Source organism: Comamonas composti DSM 21721 (assembly GCF_000429845.1).
GTDB classification, from domain to species: domain Bacteria; phylum Pseudomonadota; class Gammaproteobacteria; order Burkholderiales; family Burkholderiaceae_C; genus Comamonas; species Comamonas composti.
Window position 1 is genome coordinate 28,642 of sequence record NZ_AUCQ01000023.1, and the last position, 26,123, is coordinate 54,764.

The following is a 26,123-nucleotide window of genomic DNA, read 5'->3' on the forward strand; positions in this document are numbered from 1 at the left end:
TGAGGCCGCCCCTAGACATGCTGCGGCCCGCCACTTTAACCGAGATCAGCTGCCGCATCGGCCGATGCCCCCAGCCTGAGCCGCAAGGCATGGACTGCGCTGTCCACCGTGGTGAAGACCGGCAGGCCGCTGGCCTCCTCGCAGGCCTTGCGGGCACGCGCCAGACTGAACTGGGCCAGCGCGATGCGCGTGCAGCCCTTGCCCGCGAGAAACCGGGCCTGCTCGGCCACGAGCCGGTCATGGGTAACCGCATCGCCACGGTGCAAGGCCTCGAGAGCTCCGGCAGCCAGCGCCGGCATCAACTCCACATCGGGGCCGAACTCCTTGGGCATGGAGCTCAGCGTAGGGCCAAAGCTGGCGATCAGGCCCAGCGGCCCCTGCAGGCCCGCACAGGCCTGCGCGATCATGGCCTCGTTGGGTTTGAGCACCGGGATGCGGGAATGCTGCTCGGCCACGGTCTCTATGCAGGGGCCAAAGGCCGAGCAGGTGAACAGTATGGCATCGGCCCCTGTCTCCACCACATACCGGGCCAGATGCTGAAAGCGCTGGTGCATGGCTTCATCAAGCCCACGCCCACTGCGAACCAGATCACTGGAGAGGCTGTCGTCCAGCAGGTTCATGCGCTGGGCCTGCGGCCAATGGCGTGCAAACGCCTGATTGATCGGATCGACGGAGTGGTTGAGGGCATGGATGAGGGCGATTCGGGTCATGAAAAAAAGCAGGCTGAAAAGCCATTCGAATAAACAAGAGTGGACAAGAAACGATGGATCAGGAAATCGGGGCAGTTGCGGCATCGATGGCTTCGGCCAGTCGGCCGGCCATGGTGACCAGCTCGTTGCGCGAAGCCACGAAGGGCGGAGCCAGCAGCACATGGTCGCCCGCCAGCCCGTCGACCGTGCCACCCGCGGGATAGCACAGCAGGCCGCGCTGCATGGCCTCGGCCTTGATCCGGGCATGCAGCTTGAGCGCGGGATCGAAAGCGGTCTTGCTGGCCCGGTCCGCCACCAGCTCTATGCCCCAGAAAAAGCCGCGCCCGCGTATATCGCCCACATGTCTGTGAGCCCCGAGGGACAGGCTCAGCATGCGCTGCAGGAACAGGCCATCCGAGCTCACTTTTTCGAGCAGGCCGTCGCGCTGGATCACGTGCTGTACCGCCAGTGCCGCCGCACAGGCCACGGGATGGCCCAGATAGGTATGGCCATGCTGGAAGAAACCGCTGCCGCGCGACATGGCATCGACAATGTGCTTTTGCGCGAGCACCGCGCCCACGGGCTGGTAGCCGCCCCCCAGGCCCTTGGCCACGGTGATCAGATCGGGCACCACGCCCTCCTGCTCGCACGCATAGAGCGCGCCCGTGCGCCCCATGCCGCACATGACCTCGTCCAGGATGAGCAGCACACCATGGCGGTCACAGACCTCGCGCACGGCCTTGAAATAGCCGGGAGTCGGCATCAGCACGCCGGCTGTGGCCCCGCCCACGGTCTCGGCGACAAAGGCAATCACGCTTTGCGGCTCCTGCGCCTGTATGGCCTCTTCCAGCTCCCTGGCCAGGCGCAGTCCGTATTGCTCGAAGCTCTCGTCCTCGCCCTGATCGCGATACGCATAGCAGGGCGAGACATGCGAAGCCTGGATCAGCAGCGGCGCAAACGGCGCTCGTCGCCAGGCATTGCCCCCGACGGCCAGCGCCCCCAGCGTATTGCCGTGGTAACTCTGGCGCCTGGCAATGAAATGCCGGCGCTGCGGCTGGCCGATCTCCACGAAGTACTGACGCGCCATCTTGAGCGCGGCCTCCACGGCCTCGGATCCGCCGCTGACCAGGTAGGCATGGCTGGTTCCCTCGGGCGCCCCCCGCACCAGGGCTTCGGCCAGGGCCTCGGCCACTTCGGTCGTGAAAAAGCTGGTGTGCGCATAGGCGAGCTTGTCGATCTGGGCATGCATGGCTGCAAGCACATCCGGGTGGCCATGGCCCAGCGAAGACACGGCCGCTCCGCCCGAGGCATCGAGGTAGCGCCGGCCATGGACATCGCGAATTTCCACGCCCCTGGCGGAAGCCGCAACCGGCGGCTGCTGGTGCAAATGGCGGTGGAACACATGGCTCATAACACACCTTATTCAGATCAATTGTTCCAAAAAATTATTTGTTGAAACAATTGATCCGTCAAGTCACAATTCCGTGAAACAGATCTTTCCTGACGTTATCTTTGTCAACAATCCCATGCCCATCTGTGAAGACATACGCCAGCGCTATCCGGACCTGCCCGCCGCCCTGCAGCAGGTTGCGAGGTTTATCCTCGAGCATCCTGGCGAAGTCGTCACATCCTCCATGCGCGGCCTGGGCATGCGCGCAGACAGTGCTCCTGCGACCCTGGTGCGCTTTGCCCAATCGCTGGGATTCGAAGGCTGGCCCCAGCTCAAGCAGGCATTTGCCCAGGATCTGGGCCTGGCGCAGGACAAGGCCTATGGCAGCAAGGCCCTGGCCCTGCTGCAGCGGGCCAGCCATGAGGACCTGGCCGCCGAGAACTTTGCCCAGCAGCAGCGCAACCTGGAAACCACCTTGCACAACCTGGGCGACAAGCTGCAGCACGCCTGCGGATTGCTCGAACAAGCGGCCAGCGTTCATGTCGCAGGATTTCGGGCCAGCTTTGCGGTGGCCTTTTCCTTTGTCTACCTCTACCGGCTGCTGCGGCCCAGCGTGCATCTGATGGACGGCCATGGCGGCACGCTGGAGATGCAATGCCGCGCCTTATCGGCCGGTGACAGCCTGCTGGTCATGGGTTTTGCGCCTTACTCACGCGAGGCACTGATGGCAGCGCAGGCAGCCCAGGCCGCGGGCTGCCGCATTGTGGCGCTGACCGACAGCCCGGCCTCGCCCCTGGCCCTGCTGGCCGACGTCACCCTGCTGTTCTCGCTGCACAGCCAGTCCTTTTTTCCCTCCACCACCGCCGCCATGGCCTTGTCCGAAGCCCTGGCCGAGATGCTGGCCAGCCGCGCAGGCCAGGATGTCGTGGCCCGCATAGACCAGGCCGAGGCCCAGTTGTTCCACTCCGGCGCCTACCTGCAGCGGCCCAGGCCCAGGAGTTCAAGACCAGGCCCGCGCAAAGAAGAAGGCTAACGTCCCGGGCCCAAGGTTTGCCTGTGTTCGAGCCCTTGCCGGACATCCCGGGTTCTGGGCAGGGCCAGCCATTGGCCGTCGATGGAGCAAATGCGCAGCCGGTGCTCGAACACCTCCTCCAGAGCCGCATGCGTGCCCTGGTCGCTGCAAGCGCCCTGGTGCAGGACGCGCCCCTGGTTCAGGATGACAAGCTCCTGAGCCTGCAAGGCCATGGAGATCTCATGCAGCACGCTGATCACGGTGTGCCCGCTCTCGACCAGTGCCTGCACGCATTCAAGCCAGTCGGCCTGGTGCGGCGGATCGAGGTTGGCCAGGGGCTCGTCCATGAGCAGGACCTCGGCCTGTACGGCGAGGGCTCGCGCCAGCAGCACGCGCTGGCGCTCCCCGCCCGAGAGGCTGCCCACGCTGCGCCGGCGCCAGTCCCAGCCCTGGGTTTGATGCAGGGCCTGCTCCACGGCCTCGTGGTCGGCGCGGCTGGGCGCGGCCAGCCAGCCCTGGTGCGGCAGCCTGCCCAGCATCACCAGGTCATAGACCGCCATATCGCCGGCCACGGGCTGGTTCTGGCCCAGCCAGGCCAGACTGCGCGCACGTTCGCGTCCCGGCCACTGTTTCAGCTCACGGCCCAGCAGCTCGATCTCGCCGCTCTGACTCTGGCCTGCGACATCCATGCCGGCCAGAGCCCTGAGCAACGTGGATTTGCCCGCACCATTGGGGCCAACCATGGCCGTCCAGCGCCCGGCCGCAAAGCCCAGCGAGACCTTGTGCAAGATGCGCTGGCCGTGCAGACTCAGGCTTACATCCCTGGCCTGCAAAGCCATGCCCGGCCGGGCGCTTGCATTCTTGCGGCTCATGCTGCCTCCCCGCTGCGCAGTCCATGGCGGCGGTGCATGAGCCACAGCAGATAGCTGCCACCGAGCACGGCCGTGAGCACGCCCACGGGCAGCTCCTGGGGCGCGATCAGCCAGCGTGCAAGCAGGTCTGCACCCAACAGCAAGACCGCGCCCATGGCCGCGCTCAGCACCAGCAGCCAGCGATGCAAGGCCTGAACCAGGGAACGCACCAGATGCGGCGCGGCCAGGCCAACAAAGGCAATGAGCCCGGTCTGGGCCACGGCCGTTCCCGTGGCCAGGGCCAGCAACAGAATCAGCACCATGCGCAGCGGCGCCAGCGGCAGGCCCAGGCTGTGGGCCGTGGCTTCGCCCAAGGCCAGGCCATCGAGCACACGGCTCAGACTCCAGGCCACGCCGCAGCTCAGCAGCAGCACGCCCAACATCAGTGCGCAGGCGCTCCAGCTCACAAAAGAGGTGCTGCCGAGCATGAAGGACTGCATGGCCTGCATGATGTCGGGGTTCATGAGCAGCACCAGCGAAGCCGTGGCCCCGAGCACCACGCCCACGACCACACCTGCCAGCAGCAGACGCATGGTGTTGTGCGCGCCCTGGGCCAGCACCAGGGTCAGCAAGACGGCCAGGGCTGCGCCTGCAAAGGCCGCGCCGGTCACACCCAGACGTGCTAGGCCGGCCAGTGCAAATGGCGACGCCCCCATGGCCGCCATGCTCAGGGCCACGCCCAGCGAAGCCCCCGAGGCACTGCCCAGCAGATAGGGGTCGGCCAGAGGGTTGCGGAAAACCCCTTGTGCCACGGCGCCGGCCAGGCCCAGCAGGCCACCGGCCAGCCAGGCGCCGGCCGTGCGCGGCAGCCGGATGTCGGTCACGATCTGCCAGGCCAGAGGATCGCCATGGGCTTTCCATACGCTGTCCCAGCCGGTGCTGCCTATGCCTGCACCCAGCAGCATCAAAAGCAGGCTCAGCAGCAGCAGGGCCAGGGCCATCCAGGGCGCCGCAAGACCGGTTTGAAGCGTACAGGGCCTGGCTCGGCACTCGCTCATTGCACTCCTCCTGGCTGCTTGAGGCCCTGGCCCTTGTCGCTCAGGCAGCGAGCCATGAGCCAGGCTCCTTCGGCCATGCGCGGGCCCGGTCGGATGAGCACATCCGACTCCTCATGCTTGAAGCGGCAGATGCGCCCTGCCTTGACGGCACGCATGCTGGCCCAGCCAGGATAAGGCAGGCCCGACTGTCCCAGACTGCGCTCTCCGCCCATGATGAAGTCCGGGTTGGCGCGCACCACGTATTCGGGATTGATGCGTGGAAACGACCCCAGGTCCGCCCCAACGATATTGCCCACGCCCAGGCGCGTGAGCGTCTCGCCGATGAACGAGGTCTGGCCGGCCGCATAAGGGCCTCGGCTGGCCTCGAAGTACACCTTGCTGCCGCGCAGCCCTTGCGGAACGCTCAGGGCAGCTTTCTGAATTTCGGCCTCTATGCGGCCCCAGACGCGATCCGCGCCCTGCTCGGCTGGCAGGTCCAGCAGTTGGCCCAGGGTCTGGAGCACGGCCCTGGCATCGGCATGGGTGCGCGGCTCCAGCGCCACGACCTTGAGGCCCAGGGCCTCCATGCGCGTCACCGCCCGGGAGGCCATGGAGACCAGCACCACATCCGGCTTGAGCGCCACGATGGCCTCGATGTTCGGATCGAGCCCTCCACCGACCACCTTCAGGCTCTTGATGTGCTCGGGCCAGTTGGAATAGCGGTCCACACCAACCAGACGCTCGCAGGCGCCGAGTGCACACACGCTTTCGGTCAGAGACGGCAAAAGGCTCACGATGCGCTGGGGTGGACGCGGCAATTGCACGGCCACACCGCGGCCGTCGGTGATTTGTACGGCCTGGGCCAATGTCGGACCAAGCGCCAATGCCCCGGCCAGCACCCATGCCTGGCATTTTTTAAACAGCTTCATGTGAATCATTCATCGCAAAATTCGCGGCCCATCAAGCCGGCGGAAATCCAGCCAGAGGCCGCGAGCAGGATCGAATACCGCGTTTTGCGCAGCGTACAAAACCGGCGCAACCCAAGCCCAGAGACAGCCAGCAAGGGCCGCCCCGCAGCGAGGCTGTCGTCCCCTCCCGCAGAGAGAGGGGGAAGGCGCGCAAGCGACTCAAGACTTCATGGCGCAGCGCACAAAATCGGCACTGCCAAAGCACGGAGACAGCGAGCAAGGGCTGCCGCGGAGCGAGGCTGTCGTCCCCCTCCTGCAGAGAGAGGGGGAAGGCGCGCAAGCGACTCAAGACTTCATCGCGCAGCGTACAAAACCGGCACTGCCAAAGCCCAGAGACAGCGAGCAAGGGCCGCCCCGCAGCGAGGCTGTCGTCCCCTTCCCGCAGAGAGAGGGGGAAGGCGCGCAAGCGACTCAGGGGGTGTTTCATTTGAGCCCCAGCGCCAGCCCCGCACACATCAGCGTGACCGATTCACAGCGTCTGGCCACCTGCTGGTTGAGCTGGCCCAGCGCATCCACAAAGGCACGGACTTCGGAGCCCAGGGGAATCACGCCCAGACCGATCTCGTTGCCGACCAGGATCACAGGACCCGGGGCCTGCTCAAGCGCTTCCATAAAAAGAGCACATTGCGCTTGCCAGTCCTGGGCTAGAGTGCTTTTTGATGCCAAATCATCAGCAGGCATCAGCCAATTCGTCAGCCAGAGCGTGAGGCAGTCTATGACCAGCAGCCGGTGCGGCGCGCTGTTCTGGGCAAGCAGGCCGGCCAGGTCGCGCGGCTCCTCCAGAGTCCCCATGCCGGGCACGCGCCGGGCACGATCGACCTGATGACGCTTGATGCGCGCGCGCATCTCTTCGTCCCAGGCCTGGCCGGTCGCGATGAGTTGGGCCTCGCGCCGTGGAGTGCCCTTCCCCCCCCCTGCCAGCCAGGCCTTGGCCTGCATTTCGGCGCGGCGCGACTTGCCACTTTTTTGCCCACCCAGGATCAGTTCGCGGCGCCAGGGGCGGCCATCGATGTTCTGTTCGTTCAGCATGAATTGCTCGCTCTCAGTGCGCGCCCAGCAGGCCCGCCACGGCGCGTGGCTGCGAGGCAAACCAGGCATGAAAAAAGCTCGCATGCACGCTGCCCAGCCGGTAGAGCGCCTCGCCGCGCCCGGGTTGGGGCTGCTGCCCGGGACGGCTGCTGCGTCCGACCTCGGCCAACGTGGTCTCCATGCGGCTGTAGTGAAAGGTGTGGCCGCGCAGAACGCCCCAGGGTGTCTCAAGCTGCTGCATGCCAAGGCCTGCAAGCTTTGCCTGCATCAGGGCCTGCGCCGGCAGCAGCCCCCAGAGCTGAGCCGTGCGGCCCTCGGCATCGGTCAGGGTCTCGCACAGCGAGAGCATGCCGCCGCACTCGGCCCACACAGGCTTGCCAGCCGCCACGTGGCGCTCCAGATCCTCGCGCAGCACGGTATTGGCGGCCAGGGTTGTCACATGGAGCTCGGGATAGCCGCCGGGCAGCCACAGCGCATCGCATGCTGGCAGGCCCTGCCCTGCCAGCGGCGAGAAAAAGGCCAGCTCGGCCCCCATGGCGCGCAGGCAGTCGAGATTGGCCTCATAGATGAATCCAAAGGCCGCATCACGTGCAATCGCGATGCGTCGCCCGGCCAGCCAGGGCTGGATTTCAGGTATCTCGGTGCTGCCTTTCGCATCGCTGCCTGGCGCAAGGAAATCCACACACCAGTCCTGCCAGCTCGCCTCACCTTGCGGGGCCAGCCAGGGCCTTTGGCCCAAAGGCGTGGCCTGCAGCGCATCGGCAGCCGCATCCAGACGCTGCAGACCGTCATCAATCTCCCGCGCTGCCACCAGGCCCAGATGACGCTCGGGCAGCAGCGACTGCTTGCCCCGACCGACCCGCACAAGCGCGCCCTGCCACAGGCTCTGATCACGCAGACCGCTCATCAGCAGATCCGCATGGTGGCTGCTGGCCACGCGGTTGGCCAGCAGGCCTGCCCAGCGCAGCCCCGGGCGATAGTGCTGCAGCCCATAGGCCAGGGCACCAAAAGTGCCGGCCATGGCTGCCGCATCAAGAACCGCCAGCACATGCAGGCCCAGGAGTTCGGCCAGGTCGGCCGCGCTGGGATTGCCGTCGAACATGCCCATCACGCCTTCAATCAGGATGAGGTCCGCCTCGCGGGCCGCAGCATGCAAACGCGCGCGCGCATCCGTCTCGCCCGTCATCCACAGGTCGATGTTGTGCACGGGTGTGCCGCAAGCCAGTTCATGCCAGTGAGGGTCAAGAAAATCCGGCCCGCACTTGAACACGCGCACGCGCCGGCCCTGGCGAGCATGCAGCCGTGCGAGGGCCGCCGTGAGTGTGGTCTTGCCCTGGCCCGAGGCCGAGGAGGTGATGAGCAGCGCAGGACAGCGAGCCAGATGCATAACAAAAATCCCAGAGGGCCTCGATTATTCGTGGTGCTGCGCTTCACGAGCAGCAGCAGAAAAAAGGGGGAGCCCAGGCCGAGGCCGTGGCTCCGTCACACGAGAGCGCGGCGCAACAACACAAGCGCTCAGTGGGCGCTCCATTTCAGGCCCACATAAACCACACGTCCGGCCGTGGCGTAGTCTCTGGCGAGCGTGTAATCCTTGTCCAGCAGATTGTCCACGCGCGCGATCAGACTGAGACCGCGACTCAAGGTGCGCGAGGCCGAAAGATTGAACAAGGTATAGCCGCCCAGCCGGTACTGGTTGTCCACCTTGTCGTAGCGGCCCGAGGCGGTCTGCATCTCGCCCGTCCACTGCCAGCCGCCCCACCCGCCCTCGGCACTCAGGTTCGCAAAGCGTTTGGAACGGCGCGCCAGCAGCTTGCCCGTTTCCTCGTTGCGCGGATTCTGGAAGTCCAGCGACGCATTCCAGCGCAGGCCTGCGAAGCGCGTGCTGCCAGCCAGGGTCAGGCCTTCGAGCCTGGCACTGGAGACGCTGGAATAGTGCTTGCTTGCCGAGTCGTATTCGATGAGGTTGCTCAGATTGTTGCGATAGGCCACGGCCGAGAAGCTGTTTCCGCCCTGACTCCAGCGCAGGCCCAGTTCGAAGTTGCGGCCCTGCTCGGGCTGCAGATCGGGCGAGCCATAGGTCTTGTGAAAGCGCTGGTACAGCGTGGGCGCACGAAACGAGTTCGCAGCCGAGGCTGTGGCCTTCCAGCCCGGGGCAAATGCGTAGCCATAAGCCGCGCTGCCGGTGTTCTTGCCGCCGAACTCGCTGTCGTCATCATGACGGGCATTGAGCTGCAGCGTATGAGCTGCGCACACATAGCCCCAGCCCAGGGCCAGAGCATTTTGCGAGCGCGTGCGCCGCATCTGGTCCAGATCACGGTTGTCCAGTCTGTCCTCGCGGCGCTCCAGATTGGCGGTCAAGGTATGCGCGCCCTGAACCCATTGGTTTTGCAGCAGATAGCTGCGCACCTGGGTTTCCGTGAGACTGGAGTTCTTGGGCAGGGTCACGGTTTCGTAGCGGTTGTCCGCCTGGCTCAGGCTCAGGCGCGTGCTGTAGCTCGCACTCCACTGGGCCGCCCATTGCAGGCCCATGCTTTGCAGCCGGCGCTTGCTGCGGTCGTCGAGCTGGCTTGTGTCGTAGCCGCTGTTGGACTGGCTGCTCAGTGCCGTGGCCTCGAGCCGGTGATCGCGGCTCATTTGCAGCCCCAGCTTGGCGTTGGCCGCATGCAGGCGATAGTCGTCATCGTCGGGATTGGCACCGGCCGAGGTCTTGGAGTTGAAGCCATCAGTGCGCTCTGTCTGCAGGCCCAGTGCATAGTCCCAGGCGCCTTGCGCGCCCGACAATCCGGCTTCGGCCCTGAGCGTGCCGCGGTTTCCAAGACCCAGCCCCAGGCTGGGGTGAAAGCCTGTTTCACCCTTTTTGGTGAAGATCTGGATCACGCCACCCATGGCGTCCGAGCCATAGACCGCCGCCGCCGGTCCGCGCAACACTTCAATGCGCTCTATGAGCGGCAGGGGAATCGTCTGCCAGTCCATGCCGCCGCTGCCCGACTGCGAGTCCACGCGCACCCCGTCCACAAAGACCGCCGTGTGCTGGGTGTTCGCGCCCCGCAGAAAAATGCTGGTGCTCGAGCCCATGCCACCCGTGCGCACAATCTGCACTCCGCCCTGCCTTGCAAGCACCGAAGCCAGATCGTTGAAGCCGCCACGCTCTATGGCTTCTTTGTCGATGACGGAGACATCGGCCAGCAGGTCGGGCAGCGGCTGGGCGACACGTGTGGCCGTGACCACGGTTTCCGAGAGATGCGCCTGGGAACTGGAGGAGTGGTCCTGCGCCAGGGCCGGGCCGGTCGCCGCGCACAGTATCAGCAGGGCGCTGAAAGGCGTGTCTTTTTCAAACAAACTCATGAGGAAGAGAAAACGAGCGCGCCCTGACCAGCCTCCCCGCCGATCGTGGGCATTCACAGCACCGCAGCGCATGCATGCGCCTGGGCACCCCTGTGTTGGCCGGTATCCGGGCTAGGCGATGACCTCATCCCAGCCTTCCCGGCGCAGCAAAGCGCCAGTGACCTGTCATGGGCTGAGGCGGAGGCTCGCTATGGCTGCGTCATCCGCTCGCTGACCGTTGCGGGGGCAGCGCAGGCGCGGCAGCCGCTGCACGGCCCTGCCTTCCTGCTTCCCGTTGAACTGGGCCGCCTGAACGGCGGCGCCGAGCACCAACGCGGCGCATTGTATCGGGGTCGGACATGACAGGAGCGCGGACGGCTTTCCCAGGCATGGTCGCGGCAAGAAACGGTGCCGTGCCACCGATCAGAGGCACTGGATACACGCCCGAAACCTGCAAAGCGCCCCCTGCCAGGACTGGCTGAGGATTTCGATAATCCCAGCGCCTATCATGGCAAATGTTTTTTAAGCAAAATAGGCAGCCAGCGCATATGGGATGAGCGCTGAGCGCTACGATTTTAGAAAAACCGCCGTCCTGTCCTCGAATACCCGAGCACCATGCTGCTGCCTTGCCCGGCATGTGCTCATGCTTACAAGCTATTGCCCCGATACTACAAGGCCGCAAGCCCTACAATGCCAGAGTCTATGATCCCCCAGTCTTCCCTAGACCTCATCGCAGAGCGCGTGGAGCTGCTACTGGTTCGTCATGAGGAGTTGCTGCGCACCAATGCCTTGCTTGAAGAGCAGGTCGCAGCCCTGACCCAGGAGCGTGATTCGCTGCGCTCGCGACTCAATGCCGCCCGGGCTCGCGTAGATGCGCTCATCGAGCGCTTGCCATCCAACCAGGTGTGAGCCACGCATGTCCATGAAGCAGATCGAAGTACAAATACTGCAGCAAAGCTATGTGCTGACCTGTCCCGATGGTCAGCAGGAGCGCCTGCTCGAAGCCGTGCGCCGGGTGGACATGGCCATGACCCGCATACGCGATGGCGGCAAGATGCGCTCGCGCGAACGCGTGGCCGTTCTGGCCGCGCTGAACATGGCCTTCGACCTGCTGGATCGTGACGAGCAACAGGCCCAGCTTGCCATGGCCCAGGCCGAGATGCAGACCGTGGCTGCAGAGAGCACGCTTCAGGCGACGATTCTTCAGCCTTCGCCTGAAGAAGTGGCCGAGCAGCAGCGCCAGCAGCAACTGGCCGAGCAATTGGTGCTGCGCCTGGATCAGGCTCTGAGCAGCGATAACCGGCTGATTTGAGCCTCGAAATACTCGCACTTTCGACATTGGAATACCGCATTCGTCTTAGAATGAAGTCGTCTGCAAGACCGCCGGGCTTTATAGTTCCTTGAACCAATGCTCATATGAGCCCGGGCTTGGTACATTGCCCTGCAAGCGTGATCGTCTCGCGTCAGACGAACCCAAGACTTGGCTGCCCTCGCCCACCTGAACCCCCGGTTCAGGATGACGGTCCGGTGGTTTTTGCAGACACCTCTATCGACCCGGCGCCCCACGGCTGCCGGGTTTTTCTTTGCCCGCCCCTACCTCTTATGCTTTATCTGGAATTGGCCTTGCTGGGACTTTGCTCTGGTTTCTTGGCCGGCCTGCTCGGTGTGGGCGGCGGCATGATGCTGGTGCCATTTCTGACCTATTTTCTGAGCCAGCAAGGGCTGGGGCCAGACCTGGCCGTGAAGATGGCCATTGCCACGGCCATGGCGACCATCGTCTTCACATCGGTCTCGAGCTTACGCGCCCACCATGGCCGTGGTGCCGTGCGCTGGGACATCGTGCGCAGCCTGGCCCCGGGGATACTCACGGGCGGACTGCTGGCCAGCCTGGGAGTCTTTACCTTGCTGCGCGGCAAGTATCTGGCCCTGTTCTTCGGGCTTTTCATAGGCTTTACCGCCTTGCGCATGCTGAGCGGCAGCAGCCAGCCCAAGGCCAGCCGGGAGCTGCCAGGGCCGCTGGGCCTATACGGAGCTGGCACAGGCCTGGGCTTCATCGCCGGGCTGGTGGGCGCAGGCGGCGCCTTCATCAGCGTGCCCTTCATGACGCGCAGCTCCGTGCCTCTTCACCAGGCCATAGGCACGAGCGCGGCCCTGGGTTTTCCGATTGCCCTGGTGAATACGCTGGGCCTGATTTTCTCGGGCGCAGGCACCATCGGCAGGCCTGCATACTCCCTGGGCTATCTGTGGCTGCCCGCATTGCTGGGTCTGGCCTGCTGCAGCGTGCTCACCGCCCCCATGGGCGCAAAGCTTGCCCACAAACTGCCCATACAAAAGCTCAAGCGCATTTTTGCGAGCCTGCTGCTCAGCCTGGCCTGCTACATGCTCTGGAAGGGCTTGGTTTCCGAAGGCTGAGCTCCCCCTTGTACCTCGGCTGCCTGGGCGGCCTTTTGCACTGCCTGCTGCCAGTTGGCCAAGGCTCCTTGGCCCTGCTGCTGAGCCTGCAGACACTGGGCAAACTGGTCACGCGGCAGGCCTGGCGCGCACAAAAAGCCCTGAAAGTAATGAGCCTGCATGCCCTTTATGGCCGAGAGCTGCTCGACAGTCTCCACACCTTCGGCCACGATTTCCAACCCCAGGGACAAGCCCATTTTGGTAATCGCCCCAACAATGGCCCTGTCCCCGTCATCATGAGGCAGCCCACGTACAAAGCTCTGATCAATCTTGATCTTGGAGATTGGCAGCTTCTTCAGATATGCCAGACTGGAGTAGCCGGTGCCGAAGTCATCAATCACCAAGCCAACGCCCAACTCGGCTATCTGACAGACACGCAGCGCCATTTCCTGAGCTTCCTGCAGCAAAATGCTTTCCGTGAGCTCAAGCTCAAGAAGCTGGGGGTCGAGTTCATAGCGCCTCAACAACTCGGTCAAACGCTGCACAAAGCCTGATTGACGAAACTCCAGAGCAGAGACATTCACCGAAACCTTGATGTCCATGGCCTGCGCCTGCCAGCGCGCAGCCTCGCTGACGGCCTGCTCCAGAACCCAGGCCCCCAGGGCAACAATGTAGCCAGACTCCTCCGCCAAAGGAATGAAGACACTGGGCGAGACTGCCCCAAACTCGGGATCGTTCCAGCGCAGCAAGGCTTCGGCGGCGACGATGCGATCGCTGCCTATGTGCACCTGAGGCTGGAAGTACACCTGCATGCGCCGGTTCTCCAAGGCCTGACGCATCGCATGTTCAAGTTTCATGCGCGACAACAGGCCGGTGCTCATTTGTGGCTGGTAAAAACAGAAGTCACCGCGCCCACGCTCCTTGACGCGATACATGGCCGTATCCGCCAATCGGATCAATTCATCCAAAGCCATGCCATCTCCTGGATACTGGGCAACGCCGATACTGCATTGCACGGAAAAGCCCAGGCCATCCAGCAGAAAAGGCCGCTCCATGGCTTGCAGAATGCGCCTGGCCACATTGGCTGCAAAATCTTCGTTGCAGGCCTGCAGATAGAGAACGAATTCATCGCCCCCAAGCCGGCACAACATGTCCACGGGCCTCAGGCAGTCGCGAATGCGCTGGGCCACCAGTCTCAGCACGCGGTCGCCAAACTGATGGCCCAGCGAGTCATTGATGATCTTGAAGCGGTCCAGATCGATAAAGAGGATGCAAAAAGACTCCTCCCTGATCCTCGCATCACCTATCACCATCTCCACATGGCGCGTAAAACTGAGTCTGTTGGGCAGACCCGTGAGTGCATCGCTGTAAGCCAGTTGTTCTATGCGCTGCTGAGCTTGGCGCTGCTGGGTCAGATCACGCATGAAACCAATGCTTTGCACGATCTCGCCCTGGGTACTGCGTAGCGGCACCCAGGACAGGCGTACCGCGCAGCGCCCTCCCCCGAACTGGCGCAGCCACAGGTCCCCCTCCCAAAAACCGCCCTTTTGCCATAGCAAAGTGGCATGCACATCCAGCGCCTGAGTCTGAGCAGCACCACGCTCGAACAGTTCGACCACCGCCATGCCGAAGGCACCCAGCCCTCCCAGAAGCCTGTCGCAAGCGGGGTTGGTACGAACCACGATCTGTTTGTGATCCGCGATAAAGATGCCATCCAGGCTGGACTCGAATACGCGAGCCGCAAGCGCAAGCCCGGCCTGGGTCTGAGCCTCTGCAGTAATGTCTCGAAACGAATGTATGCGCCCTATGGGCAAGCCGCGCCTGAACTGGGGGACACTGCGTCGCTCAAGCACCGTACCATCGCGCAACTCAAAGACATCACAGGCCTGGAGCATAGGGGCCATCGCAAGCTCGGTGAGTTGCCTGACATAGGCGTCCGGATCACGGACCTGGGCAACAAGATGCGACAAGATCGCAGCGTCATTGCGCTTGAGCAACAAGGTTTCGGGAATATGCCACAGGCTTGCAAAGCGGTGATTGAAGGCTCGGATGCGTCCCTCCTGATCACAGGCCAGAATGCCATCGGCTGTCGATTCCAGCGTGGCCCGCAGCTCGCCCAGAAGTTGCTCGAACTCCGCTTCCTGACGCACCTGTTCACGCCTGTCCAGCATGCTGACCATGAGCAGCGAAGCCTCATTGCCCAGCGTCCTCACGCGCATCTCCACTGCGGCCAGCTGTCCTTCAGCGCGCTTGATTTCGGTAACGAACTGAGCCCCATCAGCCCAGTTGCCGGGGTCGGCCCAAAACGCATGCAATTGAGGCGTTGCGGCAAGCTCATGCACACAAAGTCCCAAAGCCGCCCTGGGCGAATAACCGGTCAAAACCTCACTGCCTTGATTGGCATGCAGGACTTTGAGGCTTTGCGCATCCAGCAACCACAGCGCCTCCTGCAAGGCATCAAGCAAGTCAGGCCAGGCTTTGTCCAGAGCCGCCTTGGTCACGATCGGGCCTTTGACATATCGAGCTTTGCGGCTCTCTCAAAGTAGTAGCAAACATGCCGCCTGGGTGACAAATAATCAAGCACCTCGCACGGCACTTGCCCGGGTGCCAATCCTCTTCTGATACACAGTCCTGTGCCTTGTTCAAGGTCCAATAGGAGCGCATCCTCCACAGGCCTCTGCGTCTGATACAGCATGACCACAGGCTTCAGCGGTTTTTGCACATTGACCGACATCACCATGGCCTGGCTTCCATCACTGAGCTCGACCAGAGATCCTGGCGGGAAAACCCCCATCATCTGGATGAATGCTGTCAGCACCGGTGCAGCAAACCTGTGCTTATGACTGCTGAACAATTGAGCCAATACTTCGTGAGGTGTTTGCAGAGCAACAGCCGCATGTCCTGGATTGCACAAGCGCTCATAGCTGTCGACCAGGGCCAGGATCTGGCCCATCAGATCCATATCCTCTTCCAGCAGATGCAAAGGAAAGCCCGAGCCATCAGCCCACTCATGATGCTGAGCTATGGCTGTAGCCACCTGTGCCGAGAGCCCCAGGCGCATGGCGATGCTCACCGACTCCCCGACATGCCCTTGATAGCGCTTGCGCTGCTCCTCACTGACTAGCGACTGTGCTACCGCCAAGCCGTGCAGATGGCTCGCACCCACAGCTAGCTTTCCCGCATCATGCAGCAAGGCCGCAAGCCCCAACTCACTTAGTTGAACCTCGGTCAAGCCCATGGACCGACCCAGCAGCATGCTGAGCACGGCCACATTCACGACATGCGCATTCTGACCATACCCGACCGCATCAGACAGCAAATGAATTGAAAGCTCGTGTTCCCCCAACAACTCTGCCAGACATTCCTGGATCAAAGCTTCACATGGCTGCCTAGCCTCTTGATCTCCTCTGGCCAGCATCTGAGCCAGACCTTCATAGACCAGCTCTATTTCCTCGAAACGTGCATCGAAATAGGCAATACGGCTACGCCACTGGCGTACATCAAGACCTTTGCGAGCAGCATTCCGACCATGCTCTGAACCGCTGCCGCCCGCCCCCTCGGACAAGCTGCGTTGTGCCTCAGGTGATGCATCATTGCTGAAAGTGGCCCTCCCGGCCTGTCGCCCCCGCCCAAACAGCTGTGGCCAGTTATCGCTTTTGCCGGGAATGCAGCGCACGGATTGCAGGCCAAGAGATCTCAAAGTCTCCAGTTGAGCCTGGCTTGCGATCTTGAAGCTATTGGCAGGGAAAGGATGGTTCATCCAACCCACATCCAGTTGGATGAACATGCCCAGACGCAGGTCTTGGATATCGAGAAGAACGGAGTTGTTTACTCGCGGCACAGGCCAGGACGGATTGAGGGTTTGGCATTTCGGCCAAAGAAGCCTGCATTATCCCCAGTTCCTGACACTTTTTTGCAAAGGAGCGACCCGCAGATAGTCACGTCAACCCTAGGTCCAGCAACATTCCTTGATTCGTCTTCAGCCAGCAGGAAGAGCGAACATACGCTTCAACACCTGATGCAAAAGCCCCATGCCAGGCTTTTCTCTGACCAGTGCAAAGCACCATTGAACACAGGAAAAACCTTTTCTTTCAAGATCAGAAGTGCTTCAGCGGCACCACAGGCTGGGTGTGTAGATCAGGTCCATCCACAAGGCCCAGACCGCCACAGCGACCAGCATGAGGCCCGCCAAGCGCGTTCCCCACTCGGCCCTGGCACCATTCATCCGATCCCGGCTCCAGCGCCACAGCAAAGGAGCTGAAATCAGCCAGAGAGCACTGCCCAAACCGAAGGCGGTCATGACCAAGGCGCCTTGCACAGCGCCACCGCTGAGGGCCGCCACGAGTACCGCCGAATACAAAAGCCCGCAAGGCATTAGAGCCCAGGCATAGCCAGCAACCGCCAGGCCTGCAGGCGCCTTGAGCATGGGCTGCACCTTCTGCCAAGCGGCCCGCCCTGCAGATTCCAGCCAAGCCGGCTGGCGCGCCTGAACCAGCATGGCAAGCCCCCAGGCCATGACGAGCACATGCATCAGGGTCCACAAAGGCTGCAAGGCCGTGGTCTGACTGGTCAGCCAAGACAGGCTTTCCATTGCCATGGCGGAAACGCCCCCCAGACTTGCATAGCCGGCAAGACGCCCACTATGGAACAGGGCTTGCCGAAACCACATGCGGCTTGCCTGACCAGGCAAGGTTACAACGGCCTCCTTGGGCAGCCCTCCCGAAGCGACTATCGAGCATGGCGCCGCACACATGGCCAGGCAATGGGGGCCGCCGACCAACCCCATGATCAGGGCCGTGCCCAACAAGGAAAGCAACATGACTGACGCAACTAAATGATCCGAGAAAAGCGCGCCCTGTTTTGATCTGCCTGAAAGTAACGATCAAACACCATGGCTACAGCGCGCACGAAAAACCACCCCAAGGCCGTAACCTTAAAGCCTTCTTCGTTGATCTGCAGCAACCCCTGGCTTTCAAGATTTTTCAGAGCCTCCATCTCGGAAGGAAAGTACTCTCGGAAATTCAGCAGCCAGGCCTGCTCCATGGGCTCGAACAGAATCGCCCCCTGGCACATCAGTCCCATGATCACGGCTCGGCGCACCATGTCGTCGCGAGACAAGGCCAAACCTCGCACCACGGGCAGTTGCCCTGCGTCAATGGCGTCGTAATACTCCTCAAGGGTCTTTGCATTTTGGCTATAGCTCGCACCAACCTTGCCTATGGCCGAGACGCCAAGCGCGATCAGGTCACAGTCAGGCTGGGTACTGTAGCCCTGAAAATTGCGATGCAGCCGCCCCTGACGCTTGGCAACGGCAAGAGCATCGTCAGGCAAGGCGAAATGATCCATGCCGACATACACATAGCCGGCCTGCATGAACGCCTCAATGGAGCGCGACAGCATGGACAGTTTGGCCTCGCCACTTGGCAAGTCGGCGTCGGCGATGCGCCGCTGTGGCTTGAAGCGCTGCGGCAGGTGTGCGTAGGCATACAGAGCGATGCGGTCCGGCTTCAGTTCATTCACCTTGGCCAGGGTGCGCTCGAAGGACTCAGGAGTTTGTTTGGGCAAACCGTAGATCAGGTCCACGTTGATCGACGCAAACCCCAGCTGGCGTGCCGTGGACACCAAAGAGAAGACCTGCTCCGCCGGCTGCACGCGATGCACTGCAACCTGCACCTGTTCCTCGAAATCCTGAACACCGAAGCTCAAGCGGTTAAAGCCCAGCTCTTTGAGTACAGCCAGGCGCTCATCGGTCACGGTACGCGGATCGACCTCGATCGAATATTCGCCACCAGGCTCCAGCTTGAAATGCTCGTGCAGCAACATTTTGAGGCTGCGCAACTCGTCATCCGACAAAAACGTGGGAGTCCCTCCACCCAAATGCAATTGACTTACAAGCTGCCCCTTTCCGCAGTGGGCAGTATGCAATGCCAGCTCCTTCTCTAGGTAGCGCAAATAAACTGCGGCGCGGTCATGGTGTTTTGTGACTATTTTGTTACAAGCACAGTAATAGCAAAGAGACTCGCAAAATGGCACATGCACGTACAACGACAAGGGCGTAGCCCGCGCGGCCGCACTGGCTTTGCGCTGCTGCAATGCCAGAACATAGTCCTTGGCGCCAAAAGCCTCCACAAATCTATCGGCCGTCGGGAACGATGTATATCGGGGTCCTGGGACATCGAAGCGCTTCAATAGCTCAGGGGTGACTGCTGTCATGTATTTTTTCCTCTATTGGACACAATGTGCCCGAGACCCCCATCCACTGCCTTGATTCACATCAAAAATCAGGCTATCGTCACCTGCGACAATTTGACTCATTTATTCAATTACTTTTCATCTGCTCACCTGCACGATAAAAACTGCGCGTACTGCTGATTTCTGCCCATGATTCTCCAAACCATCAAAGCCTCTTGTTCCACCTGCAATCTGCGCGAGCTGTGCTTGCCCGTGGGCCTGGATGCCGAGCAAATGCAGCGCATCGACGACATCGTGGCCACCAGGCGCAAGATCAAACGTGGAGGTCTTCTGTTTCGCAACGGCGAGGCCTTTACCTCGCTCTATGCAATTCGTACAGGCTTTTTCAAGACCTGCGTCGCTACCGAGGATGGCCGCGATCAGGTCACGGGCTTTCAGATGGCCGGCGAAATCATTGGACTAGACGGCATCGTCAATGAACACCACACCTGCGATGCTGTGGCTCTCGAAGACGCTGAAGTCTGCGTCATGCCTTTCGACAAGCTTGAACAGTTGTCACGTGAAGTCACGGCCTTGCAAAACCATGTGCACAAGGTCATGAGCCGCGAGATCGTGCGCGAGCACGGCGTCATGCTGCTCTTGGGCAGCATGCGTGCCGAAGAGCGCCTTGCAGCCTTTGTGCTGAATCTTGTCCAGCGCCTGCATGCTCGCGGCTTTTCCAAGTCGGAACTGGTGCTGCGCATGACGCGCGAGGAGATCGGCAGCTACCTGGGTCTCAAGCTCGAGACCGTAAGCCGCACCTTCTCCAAGTTTGCCGAGGAAGGGCTTATCGAGGTCAAGCAGCGCCATTTGCGCATTCTGGATACCGATGGACTCAAGTCCATAGTCAACGGCCAGCACTGCCAGGCGTGAACTGAACCGGCATGCGGCAGGGCAGCACCTATCAAAAGGAGTGCTTTCCTGCGCCACCCCTTGGTGGTTAAGGCAGTAGCTCCTGCCTCGCAGACCCCAGCGTCAGCGCCTTATCTCCTGCAGCACCGGAAGGCTCAAGCTCCCCAGCCAGTTGGTCATCAGACTGGAGAGTGCCGTCATGAGCCAGAAGACAAAGAAAGCCAGTGTATATGCACCCTGGCGTGACCACCCCATATCCGCCACCCAGTGCAAATCCAGCGGATCAACAAAGGCAAAGACCAGCATTTCCATGACTGCCGCAGTCAGAAAGGCCGGCCAGACAATCCACATCCAGCGTTGAGCCAACATAGGAGATCTCCTGGTGTTGTTGCGGTGATAAATCATTGTCCCGCGCTGCTATGCCTGGGGACCCTACGGAAAACCCGCGCTCAAACGGGGCCGCCCGGAAAATCTTCCGCACTTTGTTCGATGAAGAAAATCCTGAGATACAATAGCAGTCTGTTCTGTGAACTTTAGTGCTTCACAAAAACGCAGAACAGACATGCGGGAATAGCTCAGTTGGTAGAGCGCAACCTTGCCAAGGTTGAGGTCGACGGTTCGAGACCGTTTTCCCGCTCCAGTTTCAAAAGGGAAGCCAGGGCTTCCCTTTTTTATTGCTGCACAGATCGTTTCAGCGGCTTGCACGATGCATGCAAGTCGCCTAACGTGAGCGCATGGCCCCGATGGTGAAATTGGTAGACACTGCGGACTTAAAATCCGCCGCTTCCGTAACAGGGGCGTGCCGGTTCGATCCCGGCTCGGGGCACCAATCCGATCAGACAACTCTGCCACAGACTCAGACAAGCCGCGCTTGCAGGGCCGCGCAGGGCAAACATGAGAGAATCCCAGCTTGGCTTGGGGGCCAGTTTCGAGTCAGATGTGCTGATTCTGAAATGGCGACTGAACCCAAGCAGTTCGGCCGATCCGGCTGACGCAAGCCCTATCCTCTCACACGAGAACATGCCACATTACAACGCTCCTTTTGAAATCCACGTCCATGGTCAAGTCCTGCTTCGCGCGGATGTCACATACGAGCAGCTGCAGGATGCCTTGAAGCCGTTGTGGAAGTACGCAGGTGCCCGCTCGCTGGCCGATGGAGCGGGCAGCGCCTACGAGGAAGAGCCCGGCATCCAGTTCGACACCAAGGAGCACTTGCTGCAGATGTGCTGGAGCGTGAGTGGCGATAATGACTTTCGTCAATCCCTGGACGATATGTGCATGGGCATCAACGAACTCGCCGAACAAGGCGCGGCCATTGAAGTCACTTTCTACGATACCGAATTTGACGAAGAGGATGAGCCCGAGGAAGCTGAATCTCGCGATGACTTTCTCATGCTGTTCGTAGGCCCGACACCTGCGGCGATCATGCAAGTTCAGCGTGACCTGCTGGTGCAGGATGTGGTGAACCTGATGGAGCGTCACTTCGATGGATCCGAGCTCGGTGGCGTGGTGCAGGAGATCGACAAGCTGTTCTCCCAGCGCTTTGATGCCCTGGTGAGCTCGCTTGAACTCGGCAAGCCTCCGCGTGGCCTGGGCGGATCCGGTACGGGCGGTCATGGTGGTGGTCGCCGTCCTCGCCACCTGCACTAATCCTTTGTGCCCGGGCTGATGACCGGGCTGCACATGGCTTTGCACAGTTCCCCAAAATACAGCGGTGCACTGAACAACACTGCGCCAGGCGGCAAGCCCCCCTGCCATCCGGCCCTGCCCTACCTGTCAGCCTATCCAGCGCCGCTGCGCGAACAAGCCCGTCAATGGCTTCAGCAGGACAAGCTTGAGCCCTGGCTGCTGGACAAACACCCCCAGCCCCACGACCTGCGCACCGACAAGGCCTTGTACGGCTATGTCGCCGAGCTCAGAAGCAGGTATATGCGCAATGCGGCTCAACTGCAGAAAGTCCTCTACGACAGCAAGCTGCATGTGGTGCACAACGCCCTGGGCCTGCATACACGCAAGGCACAGGTACACGGAAGCCGGATCAACACCCGGCACGAGATACGCATCGCTGCCCTGTTCAAGCAGACACCCGAGGCTTTCCTGCGCATGATCGTGGTGCATGAGCTGGCCCATCTACGCGAACCCGAGCATGACAAGGCGTTCTACCAGCTTTGCACGCACATGCTGCCCGACTACCACCAGTTGGAGTTCGAGCTGCGCCTCTACCTCAGCTGGAGCGAACATGCAGGGCGCAGCCTGTGGCAGCCGGATCAGGCTGCGACTGCAGGCTCGGGCACGACAACCGCCGAACAGTCCTGAGCCGGCAGCTCCAGCCAGCGTCGAGCCGCAGACTGCAAGGCTGCCAGCGAGCCCGTGGTCATCAAGTGCATCCGCCCCTGGGCCTTGCCCTCCCCCTCGGCGGCCAGGGCCTGGATTTGCAGCAGCACTCGCCGCGTCTGGCGCGCAACGGCAGCCCCGGTATCGATGAGCTGTATGTCCGGCCCCAGCAGGGCGCGCAAATGCTCTCGCACGAACACATAGTGTGTACAACCCAGGACCAGGGCATCGATCTCCCCCGTCTTGTGCCCAAAATGGCCTAAAGCGCTTGTGTAGCGTGCGCAGAGCGCTCTTATTTCAGTAGTCTCTGGAGACAAGGGCTCGGGCTCTTCCGTGCTTTGCTCTATGGCCTTGGCCAGGCCATCGCAGGCCTGCACATGAAACTGTCTGCCTCCGCCATGCATGGCCAGCAGCTTCGTAAAGCGCGCACTGCTGACCGTGCCGCGCGTTGCCATGACCCCTACATGACCCGTCTGGCTACTCAAGGCTGCGGGCTTGATCGCAGGCTCTACGCCTATCAAGGGCAGGTCGGGCATATGGGCGCGCAGCATTTCCACAGCCGCAGCGGTCGCCGTATTGCAGGCGATCACCAGCGCCTTGATGGCGTACTGCTCCCGCAGATAGTGGGCAATGGCACGAGTGCGCTGCTGCACGAAAACATCGCCGCGCGCATCACCGTAGGGAGCATTGCCACTGTCGGCAAGATACACAAAGCTTTCATGCGGCAGCTCATGGCGCAGCGCCTGCAATACGCTAAGCCCGCCAATACCGCTATCAAAAACGCCAACCGGCGATGTCGAAAAAATCATAAGAACCCACAGAGCACAAGCCAGACCCACAGTATGCGGCCAGCCTCAGAGCTGGCCACAGTTCTCAGAACGTGTTTACGATCTCCTCGGCGCCGCGCCAGTGTCTGTGCGGGATGGAATACAAGGCGCGATACCGCAGCAATAGCCGTGCTATTGCGAGGATTCGCAACGCTGTAGACCGCCCGCAAAGGCACTGGCCCAAAGGGTTGGAGCGAAATCGGGCGATTTCCTAGCGCTAAAGCTTGCTTGCACCCCGGTGCAAGCTGCGCCCCATCGCTTTGAACTCATCCCGATTGCGCTCCAACGCGGCAGCGTAGAGATCGTAAACACGTTCTCAACGCTGCCGCCCCGTGTTGAGCGGCAGCCCGCACTGCGCACAAAAGGCATCGTCGCGGCCGACCTCATGACCTGCCGGGCACTGGCTTGGCTCCTGCAGATCGGGCTTGTGCATGACCGAGTAGAAGATGCAGAAAGCAGCACCATAAAACAGCATCCAGTGGCCCGAGGCCAGCCGGGCCTCCGAAAACCCGCCTGCGGGACTACCACCGGCCAACTGGAGCACGAAATTGAGCAAGGCATAGGCCAGCAGACCATAGGCAGCACCGCGCATCCAGGGCGGGCAGCCGGCCAGCACCTGACGCCAGGAAAGATTCATGCGCTCACTCCGGGTCGCCCGCCTGGCGATCAGTACGGCCGGAAACCAGACCACGAACACGCCCATGGTCAAGGTGGACATGATGTTTTCCCTGAAAGGCTCCAGCACCAAAGGAAGGCCGACAAAAAGCGCCGCCAGATGCGCAAGAAAACTCGTCACCAGACCAGCGCCGGCGAGCAGCATCAAAACAAGCAGCAAGAGATTCATATTCTTCTTCAGGGCAAGCCAAGGATCGCAAGTATCGACCTGAAATCAGGCGGAATCTGCAGGCGCCGCCGAAACCCCGGCCACCCACTGGCTGCGGTTCAGGCGATACAGGCAATGCCGACGCAGCGCATGTCCATCAGGCAAGGCGGGATGATCGAAATCCTGCACCTCGCGCTCCATGCCCAGGCGCCGCATGACAGCCTGCGAGCGCAGATTGGACAAAGCCGTGAACGCAACCACAGACGGCAGCTGCAACACCTCGAACGCATAGGCCAAGGCGATGCGCGCGCCCTCGCTCGCCAGCCCCTGCCCCCAGAAAGGCCGGGCCAGGCGCCAGCCTATTTCCACACAGGGCTGAAAGGGCAAGGCATCCTCGGGCACATGCAGGCCTATGAAGCCCATGAACCGGCCGCTGGTCTTGTGCTCGGCCGCCCAGAAACCCCAGCCACGTGGCTCGATCAAGCCACGGATCTTGTCAGCCATGGCATGGCTTTGAGCACTCGACAGCACGGCAGGAAAATGCTCCATCACATGAGGGTCGGCATTGAGTTGCGCAAACGGTTCATAGTCCGCATCGCGCCATTGGCGCAAAACAACACGCGGCGAACAAAGCTCGACAGGCATCAAAATCTCTCTGGATACGAAATCACGCAAGACTACAGCCAATCCCGATCTCCATTTGGGATGGCGCGGCATCTCTCTCCAAATCAGCGCCGCACAATGCGCTCTTCAGACCCCACCGCCCAAGGCGAGGGTGATGAAGTGCAAGGTGAAGAGACAAGGCGCGATTCCGACCCTGCCGGCAACCATGGATTTGCCGGGCCTTTGTCCTGTACCACGGCCTTTAAGACGAGGGCTCCACTTTCATAATGGGCTGCACCTTCCTATCCAGCCCCGCCATGAGCCCTCATCCACCCATAGCCCACAACACGGAAGACGTGCTGCTCAGTCTGTGTAACTCGGTCTCCCACGTACTGACTCTGGCCACACAGTGCCAGATACGCTATTCGGGAATGGTTCAGCGCATCAACAAGACCAGCCTCAAGCCAGACATAGGCTGCTTCGTTCTTGTCGATGGCGGCTTCTCGGGCCTGGTCATCATCAACTTCTCGGCCGATGCGGCCATGGAGCTCTACCGCAGCTATATGTTGAGCATGGGCATGGGCGAGTCCGACCTCGCGAGCTCCTACACCTCGGATGATGTGAGCAACGTCATGGGCGAGCTCATGAACCAGGTCGTGGGCGACTTCACAAGCAAGGTGCAGCGCGAGCTGCAGACCTACATCACGCAAAGCCAGCCCAAGATGATCCGGCTCAACAAGCAGGTCAACCTCAGCGTGGACGCCAACCTGGACAGCCCCGAAGCCCGGCGCGTGACCTTCTACACCGGCAACCACAACATTTTTTACCTGGAGCTGGCCATGGACCGCACGGAGTTCATCAAGGCCGTGGACTTCGTACCCCAGGACAGGCCCGATCCCGACGCCCTCATGGCCCAGGCACGCCCCGCAACACGCCCTGGGGCCCATGCCGCAAGCCATGGCAATGACAGCCCTGATACCGACGAGCTGCTCAAATCCCTGGGCATGTAGGCCTCATCTACGACCTGCATTCCGAACACTGCCAGCGCCGGGGCCCAACCCTGCGGCCAGTGTTTTTTATCACCTTGGCGACCACGGAGATTTTTGGGTCACCCATATAATTTGAATGCCAACTATTTGAAGATCACATAAATTTCATGCCTCAGCACGACAAGAAGCAGTCCTCCTCTGCGCAGGACTTGCAGCGCCACTTCATGTTCACGCTGGGGCAGGTCAACAAGCAGTGGCGGCGAACGCTTGATCAACTGCTGGCACCCATGGGGCTGAGCCAGGCACTGTGGATGCCGCTCATGCACCTGGCTCGCAGCCCTCAGGCCATGCGGCAAAAGGACCTGGCTCACTCCCTGGGCTTGGACAGTTCGTCCGTCGTGCGCCTGGTCGACGGCCTCGCCACCCAGGGCTGGATAGAGCGGGTGCACGACAGCGACCGCCGCGTCAAAAAGCTGCAGCTCACGCCTGCAGGCCGGGCCCAGGCCGAGACCGTTCAGCAACTGGTACAGCAGACGCGCACCCAAGTGCTGGGCAGCATCCCGGCCGCTGAACTCGCGGCTTCATTTGCCATCATGGAGCGCCTGCTCCAGGCCATGGCCGACCTTTCTCCCGTGGATGAAGCACACGATTCTTCGCAACCGCGACCCCAGCGCTCCCTCAGACCGCACCCTCACACGAACTAGCCCCCTCGCTCAGCCCCCGGTTGTCGACCTGCCTTCAGTCCGTGCCCCCCCAGCTCTCCCCCCGTTCTT

25 protein-coding genes, 2 tRNA genes and 1 riboswitch are annotated in these 26,123 nt (G+C 61.7%); of the genes, 11 read left to right on the forward strand and 16 right to left on the reverse strand.

The genetic code is table 11. From position 1 onward, the window contains the following. Window positions 1–35 precede the first annotated feature (35 nt). Together G486_RS0112885 and G486_RS0112890 are read right to left on the reverse strand one after the other, a co-directional pair. Window positions 36–710, reverse strand: coding sequence for an aspartate/glutamate racemase family protein (locus G486_RS0112885; RefSeq protein ID WP_027015915.1), 675 nt, complete (start codon window positions 708–710; stop codon window positions 36–38). 58 nt (window positions 711–768) lie between these two features. Continuing rightward, window positions 769–2,100 carry an aspartate aminotransferase family protein gene (locus G486_RS0112890; protein WP_027015916.1) on the reverse strand — a complete coding sequence of 444 codons (1,332 nt, stop codon included), beginning with the start codon at window positions 2,098–2,100 and terminating at the stop codon, window positions 769–771. 115 nt (window positions 2,101–2,215) lie between these two features. On the opposite strand from G486_RS0112890, the gene G486_RS0112895 reads away from it, so the two are divergent. Beyond that, window positions 2,216–3,112: a MurR/RpiR family transcriptional regulator gene (locus G486_RS0112895; protein WP_027015917.1), complete on the forward strand. Its 897-nt coding sequence runs from the start codon at window positions 2,216–2,218 to the stop codon at window positions 3,110–3,112. Here the strand turns inward: G486_RS0112895 and G486_RS22265 are convergent. The 6 genes from G486_RS22265 to G486_RS0112925 all read right to left on the reverse strand — a co-directional run bounded on the left by G486_RS22265 (window position 3,109) and on the right by G486_RS0112925 (window position 10,321). After that, window positions 3,109–3,963: an ABC transporter ATP-binding protein gene (locus G486_RS22265; protein ID WP_051303489.1), complete on the reverse strand. Its 855-nt coding sequence runs from the start codon at window positions 3,961–3,963 to the stop codon at window positions 3,109–3,111. The genes G486_RS0112895 and G486_RS22265 overlap by 4 nt on opposite strands. Continuing rightward, the gene (locus tag G486_RS0112905) at window positions 3,960–4,943 is read right to left on the reverse strand and encodes an iron chelate uptake ABC transporter family permease subunit (protein ID WP_027015918.1); all 984 of its coding nucleotides are present in this window, start codon (window positions 4,941–4,943) and stop codon (window positions 3,960–3,962) included. Before G486_RS0112905 ends, G486_RS22265 begins: the two co-directional genes overlap by 4 nt. 53 nt (window positions 4,944–4,996) lie before the next feature. Next, window positions 4,997–5,908, reverse strand: a complete 912-nt coding sequence (locus tag G486_RS0112910; RefSeq protein WP_027015919.1) for an ABC transporter substrate-binding protein — start codon at window positions 5,906–5,908, stop codon at window positions 4,997–4,999. A 462-nt stretch (window positions 5,909–6,370) separates the two neighbouring features. Beyond that, window positions 6,371–6,976 (reverse strand): bifunctional adenosylcobinamide kinase/adenosylcobinamide-phosphate guanylyltransferase, encoded by a 606-nt coding sequence (locus G486_RS0112915; RefSeq protein ID WP_034387608.1) that lies wholly within the window; start codon window positions 6,974–6,976, stop codon window positions 6,371–6,373. Between the two features lie 13 nt (window positions 6,977–6,989). Beyond that, a complete protein-coding gene (locus tag G486_RS0112920) occupies window positions 6,990–8,363 on the reverse strand; it encodes a cobyrinate a,c-diamide synthase (RefSeq protein ID WP_027015921.1) in 1,374 nt (457 codons plus the stop codon). Between the two features lie 128 nt (window positions 8,364–8,491). Then, the gene (locus G486_RS0112925; RefSeq protein ID WP_027015922.1) at window positions 8,492–10,321 is read right to left on the reverse strand and encodes a TonB-dependent receptor domain-containing protein; all 1,830 of its coding nucleotides are present in this window, start codon (window positions 10,319–10,321) and stop codon (window positions 8,492–8,494) included. An 80-nt stretch (window positions 10,322–10,401) separates the two neighbouring features. Further along, window positions 10,402–10,649: riboswitch (cobalamin riboswitch) on the reverse strand. Between the two features lie 353 nt (window positions 10,650–11,002). On the opposite strand from G486_RS0112925, the gene G486_RS0112935 reads away from it, so the two are divergent. The 3 genes from G486_RS0112935 to G486_RS0112945 all read left to right on the forward strand — a co-directional run bounded on the left by G486_RS0112935 (window position 11,003) and on the right by G486_RS0112945 (window position 12,712). After that, window positions 11,003–11,209 (forward strand): hypothetical protein, encoded by a 207-nt coding sequence (locus G486_RS0112935; protein WP_027015923.1) that lies wholly within the window; start codon window positions 11,003–11,005, stop codon window positions 11,207–11,209. Between the two features lie 13 nt (window positions 11,210–11,222). Beyond that, window positions 11,223–11,612, forward strand: coding sequence for a cell division protein ZapA (locus G486_RS0112940; protein WP_027015924.1), 390 nt, complete (start codon window positions 11,223–11,225; stop codon window positions 11,610–11,612). A 290-nt stretch (window positions 11,613–11,902) separates the two neighbouring features. Then, entirely contained in the window at window positions 11,903–12,712 is an 810-nt protein-coding gene (locus G486_RS0112945; protein ID WP_027015925.1) for a sulfite exporter TauE/SafE family protein, read from the forward strand. Here the strand turns inward: G486_RS0112945 and G486_RS0112950 are convergent. From G486_RS0112950 to hemN, 4 genes are all read right to left on the reverse strand, one after another. After that, complete coding sequence (locus G486_RS0112950; RefSeq protein ID WP_027015926.1) at window positions 12,676–15,192, reverse strand: bifunctional diguanylate cyclase/phosphodiesterase; 2,517 nt, start codon at window positions 15,190–15,192, stop codon at window positions 12,676–12,678. The two genes, G486_RS0112945 and G486_RS0112950, sit on opposite strands and share 37 nt — an antisense overlap. After that, the gene (locus G486_RS0112955; RefSeq protein ID WP_281171910.1) at window positions 15,189–16,532 is read right to left on the reverse strand and encodes an HD-GYP domain-containing protein; all 1,344 of its coding nucleotides are present in this window, start codon (window positions 16,530–16,532) and stop codon (window positions 15,189–15,191) included. Before G486_RS0112955 ends, G486_RS0112950 begins: the two co-directional genes overlap by 4 nt. A gap of 267 nt (window positions 16,533–16,799) precedes the next feature. Next, on the reverse strand, window positions 16,800–17,510 hold the full coding sequence (locus G486_RS0112960; RefSeq protein WP_027015928.1) for a sulfite exporter TauE/SafE family protein: 711 nt from the start codon (window positions 17,508–17,510) through the stop codon (window positions 16,800–16,802). Window positions 17,511–17,521: 11 nt separating this feature from the next. Beyond that, window positions 17,522–18,904 carry an oxygen-independent coproporphyrinogen III oxidase gene (gene hemN / locus G486_RS0112965; RefSeq protein WP_027015929.1) on the reverse strand — a complete coding sequence of 461 codons (1,383 nt, stop codon included), beginning with the start codon at window positions 18,902–18,904 and terminating at the stop codon, window positions 17,522–17,524. Window positions 18,905–19,072: 168 nt separating this feature from the next. On the opposite strand from hemN, the gene fnr reads away from it, so the two are divergent. Next, entirely contained in the window at window positions 19,073–19,795 is a 723-nt protein-coding gene (gene fnr / locus G486_RS0112970) for a fumarate/nitrate reduction transcriptional regulator Fnr (protein WP_027015930.1), read from the forward strand. Between the two features lie 102 nt (window positions 19,796–19,897). Here fnr and G486_RS22270 read toward each other — a convergent pair whose 3' ends face one another. Beyond that, the gene (locus tag G486_RS22270) at window positions 19,898–20,143 is read right to left on the reverse strand and encodes a hypothetical protein (protein WP_051303490.1); all 246 of its coding nucleotides are present in this window, start codon (window positions 20,141–20,143) and stop codon (window positions 19,898–19,900) included. A gap of 195 nt (window positions 20,144–20,338) precedes the next feature. Between G486_RS22270 and G486_RS0112980 the strand changes: the two genes are divergently transcribed. From G486_RS0112980 to G486_RS22275, 4 genes are all read left to right on the forward strand, one after another. After that, window positions 20,339–20,414, forward strand: a tRNA-Gly gene (locus G486_RS0112980). Window positions 20,415–20,511: 97 nt separating this feature from the next. Then, window positions 20,512–20,603: transfer RNA gene (locus G486_RS0112985), tRNA-Leu, on the forward strand. Between the two features lie 191 nt (window positions 20,604–20,794). Next, complete coding sequence (locus G486_RS0112990) at window positions 20,795–21,424, forward strand: DUF6806 family protein (RefSeq protein ID WP_027015931.1); 630 nt, start codon at window positions 20,795–20,797, stop codon at window positions 21,422–21,424. A 33-nt stretch (window positions 21,425–21,457) separates the two neighbouring features. Further along, window positions 21,458–22,090, forward strand: coding sequence for a M48 metallopeptidase family protein (locus G486_RS22275; RefSeq protein ID WP_084455262.1), 633 nt, complete (start codon window positions 21,458–21,460; stop codon window positions 22,088–22,090). On the opposite strand, the gene murI is transcribed toward G486_RS22275, so the two are convergent. The 3 genes from murI to G486_RS0113010 all read right to left on the reverse strand — a co-directional run bounded on the left by murI (window position 22,042) and on the right by G486_RS0113010 (window position 24,403). Continuing rightward, window positions 22,042–22,917 (reverse strand): glutamate racemase, encoded by an 876-nt coding sequence (gene murI, locus G486_RS0113000; RefSeq protein ID WP_027015932.1) that lies wholly within the window; start codon window positions 22,915–22,917, stop codon window positions 22,042–22,044. The two genes, G486_RS22275 and murI, sit on opposite strands and share 49 nt — an antisense overlap. A gap of 334 nt (window positions 22,918–23,251) precedes the next feature. Further along, a complete protein-coding gene (locus tag G486_RS0113005; RefSeq protein WP_245587317.1) occupies window positions 23,252–23,653 on the reverse strand; it encodes a hypothetical protein in 402 nt (133 codons plus the stop codon). Between the two features lie 171 nt (window positions 23,654–23,824). Continuing rightward, entirely contained in the window at window positions 23,825–24,403 is a 579-nt protein-coding gene (locus G486_RS0113010; protein ID WP_034387591.1) for a GNAT family N-acetyltransferase, read from the reverse strand. A 275-nt stretch (window positions 24,404–24,678) separates the two neighbouring features. Between G486_RS0113010 and G486_RS0113015 the strand changes: the two genes are divergently transcribed. Both G486_RS0113015 and G486_RS0113020 read left to right on the forward strand, forming a co-directional pair. After that, a complete protein-coding gene (locus G486_RS0113015) occupies window positions 24,679–25,371 on the forward strand; it encodes a DUF3334 family protein (protein WP_027015935.1) in 693 nt (230 codons plus the stop codon). Between the two features lie 146 nt (window positions 25,372–25,517). Further along, window positions 25,518–26,054 carry a MarR family winged helix-turn-helix transcriptional regulator gene (locus G486_RS0113020; protein WP_027015936.1) on the forward strand — a complete coding sequence of 179 codons (537 nt, stop codon included), beginning with the start codon at window positions 25,518–25,520 and terminating at the stop codon, window positions 26,052–26,054. Window positions 26,055–26,123 lie beyond the last annotated feature (69 nt).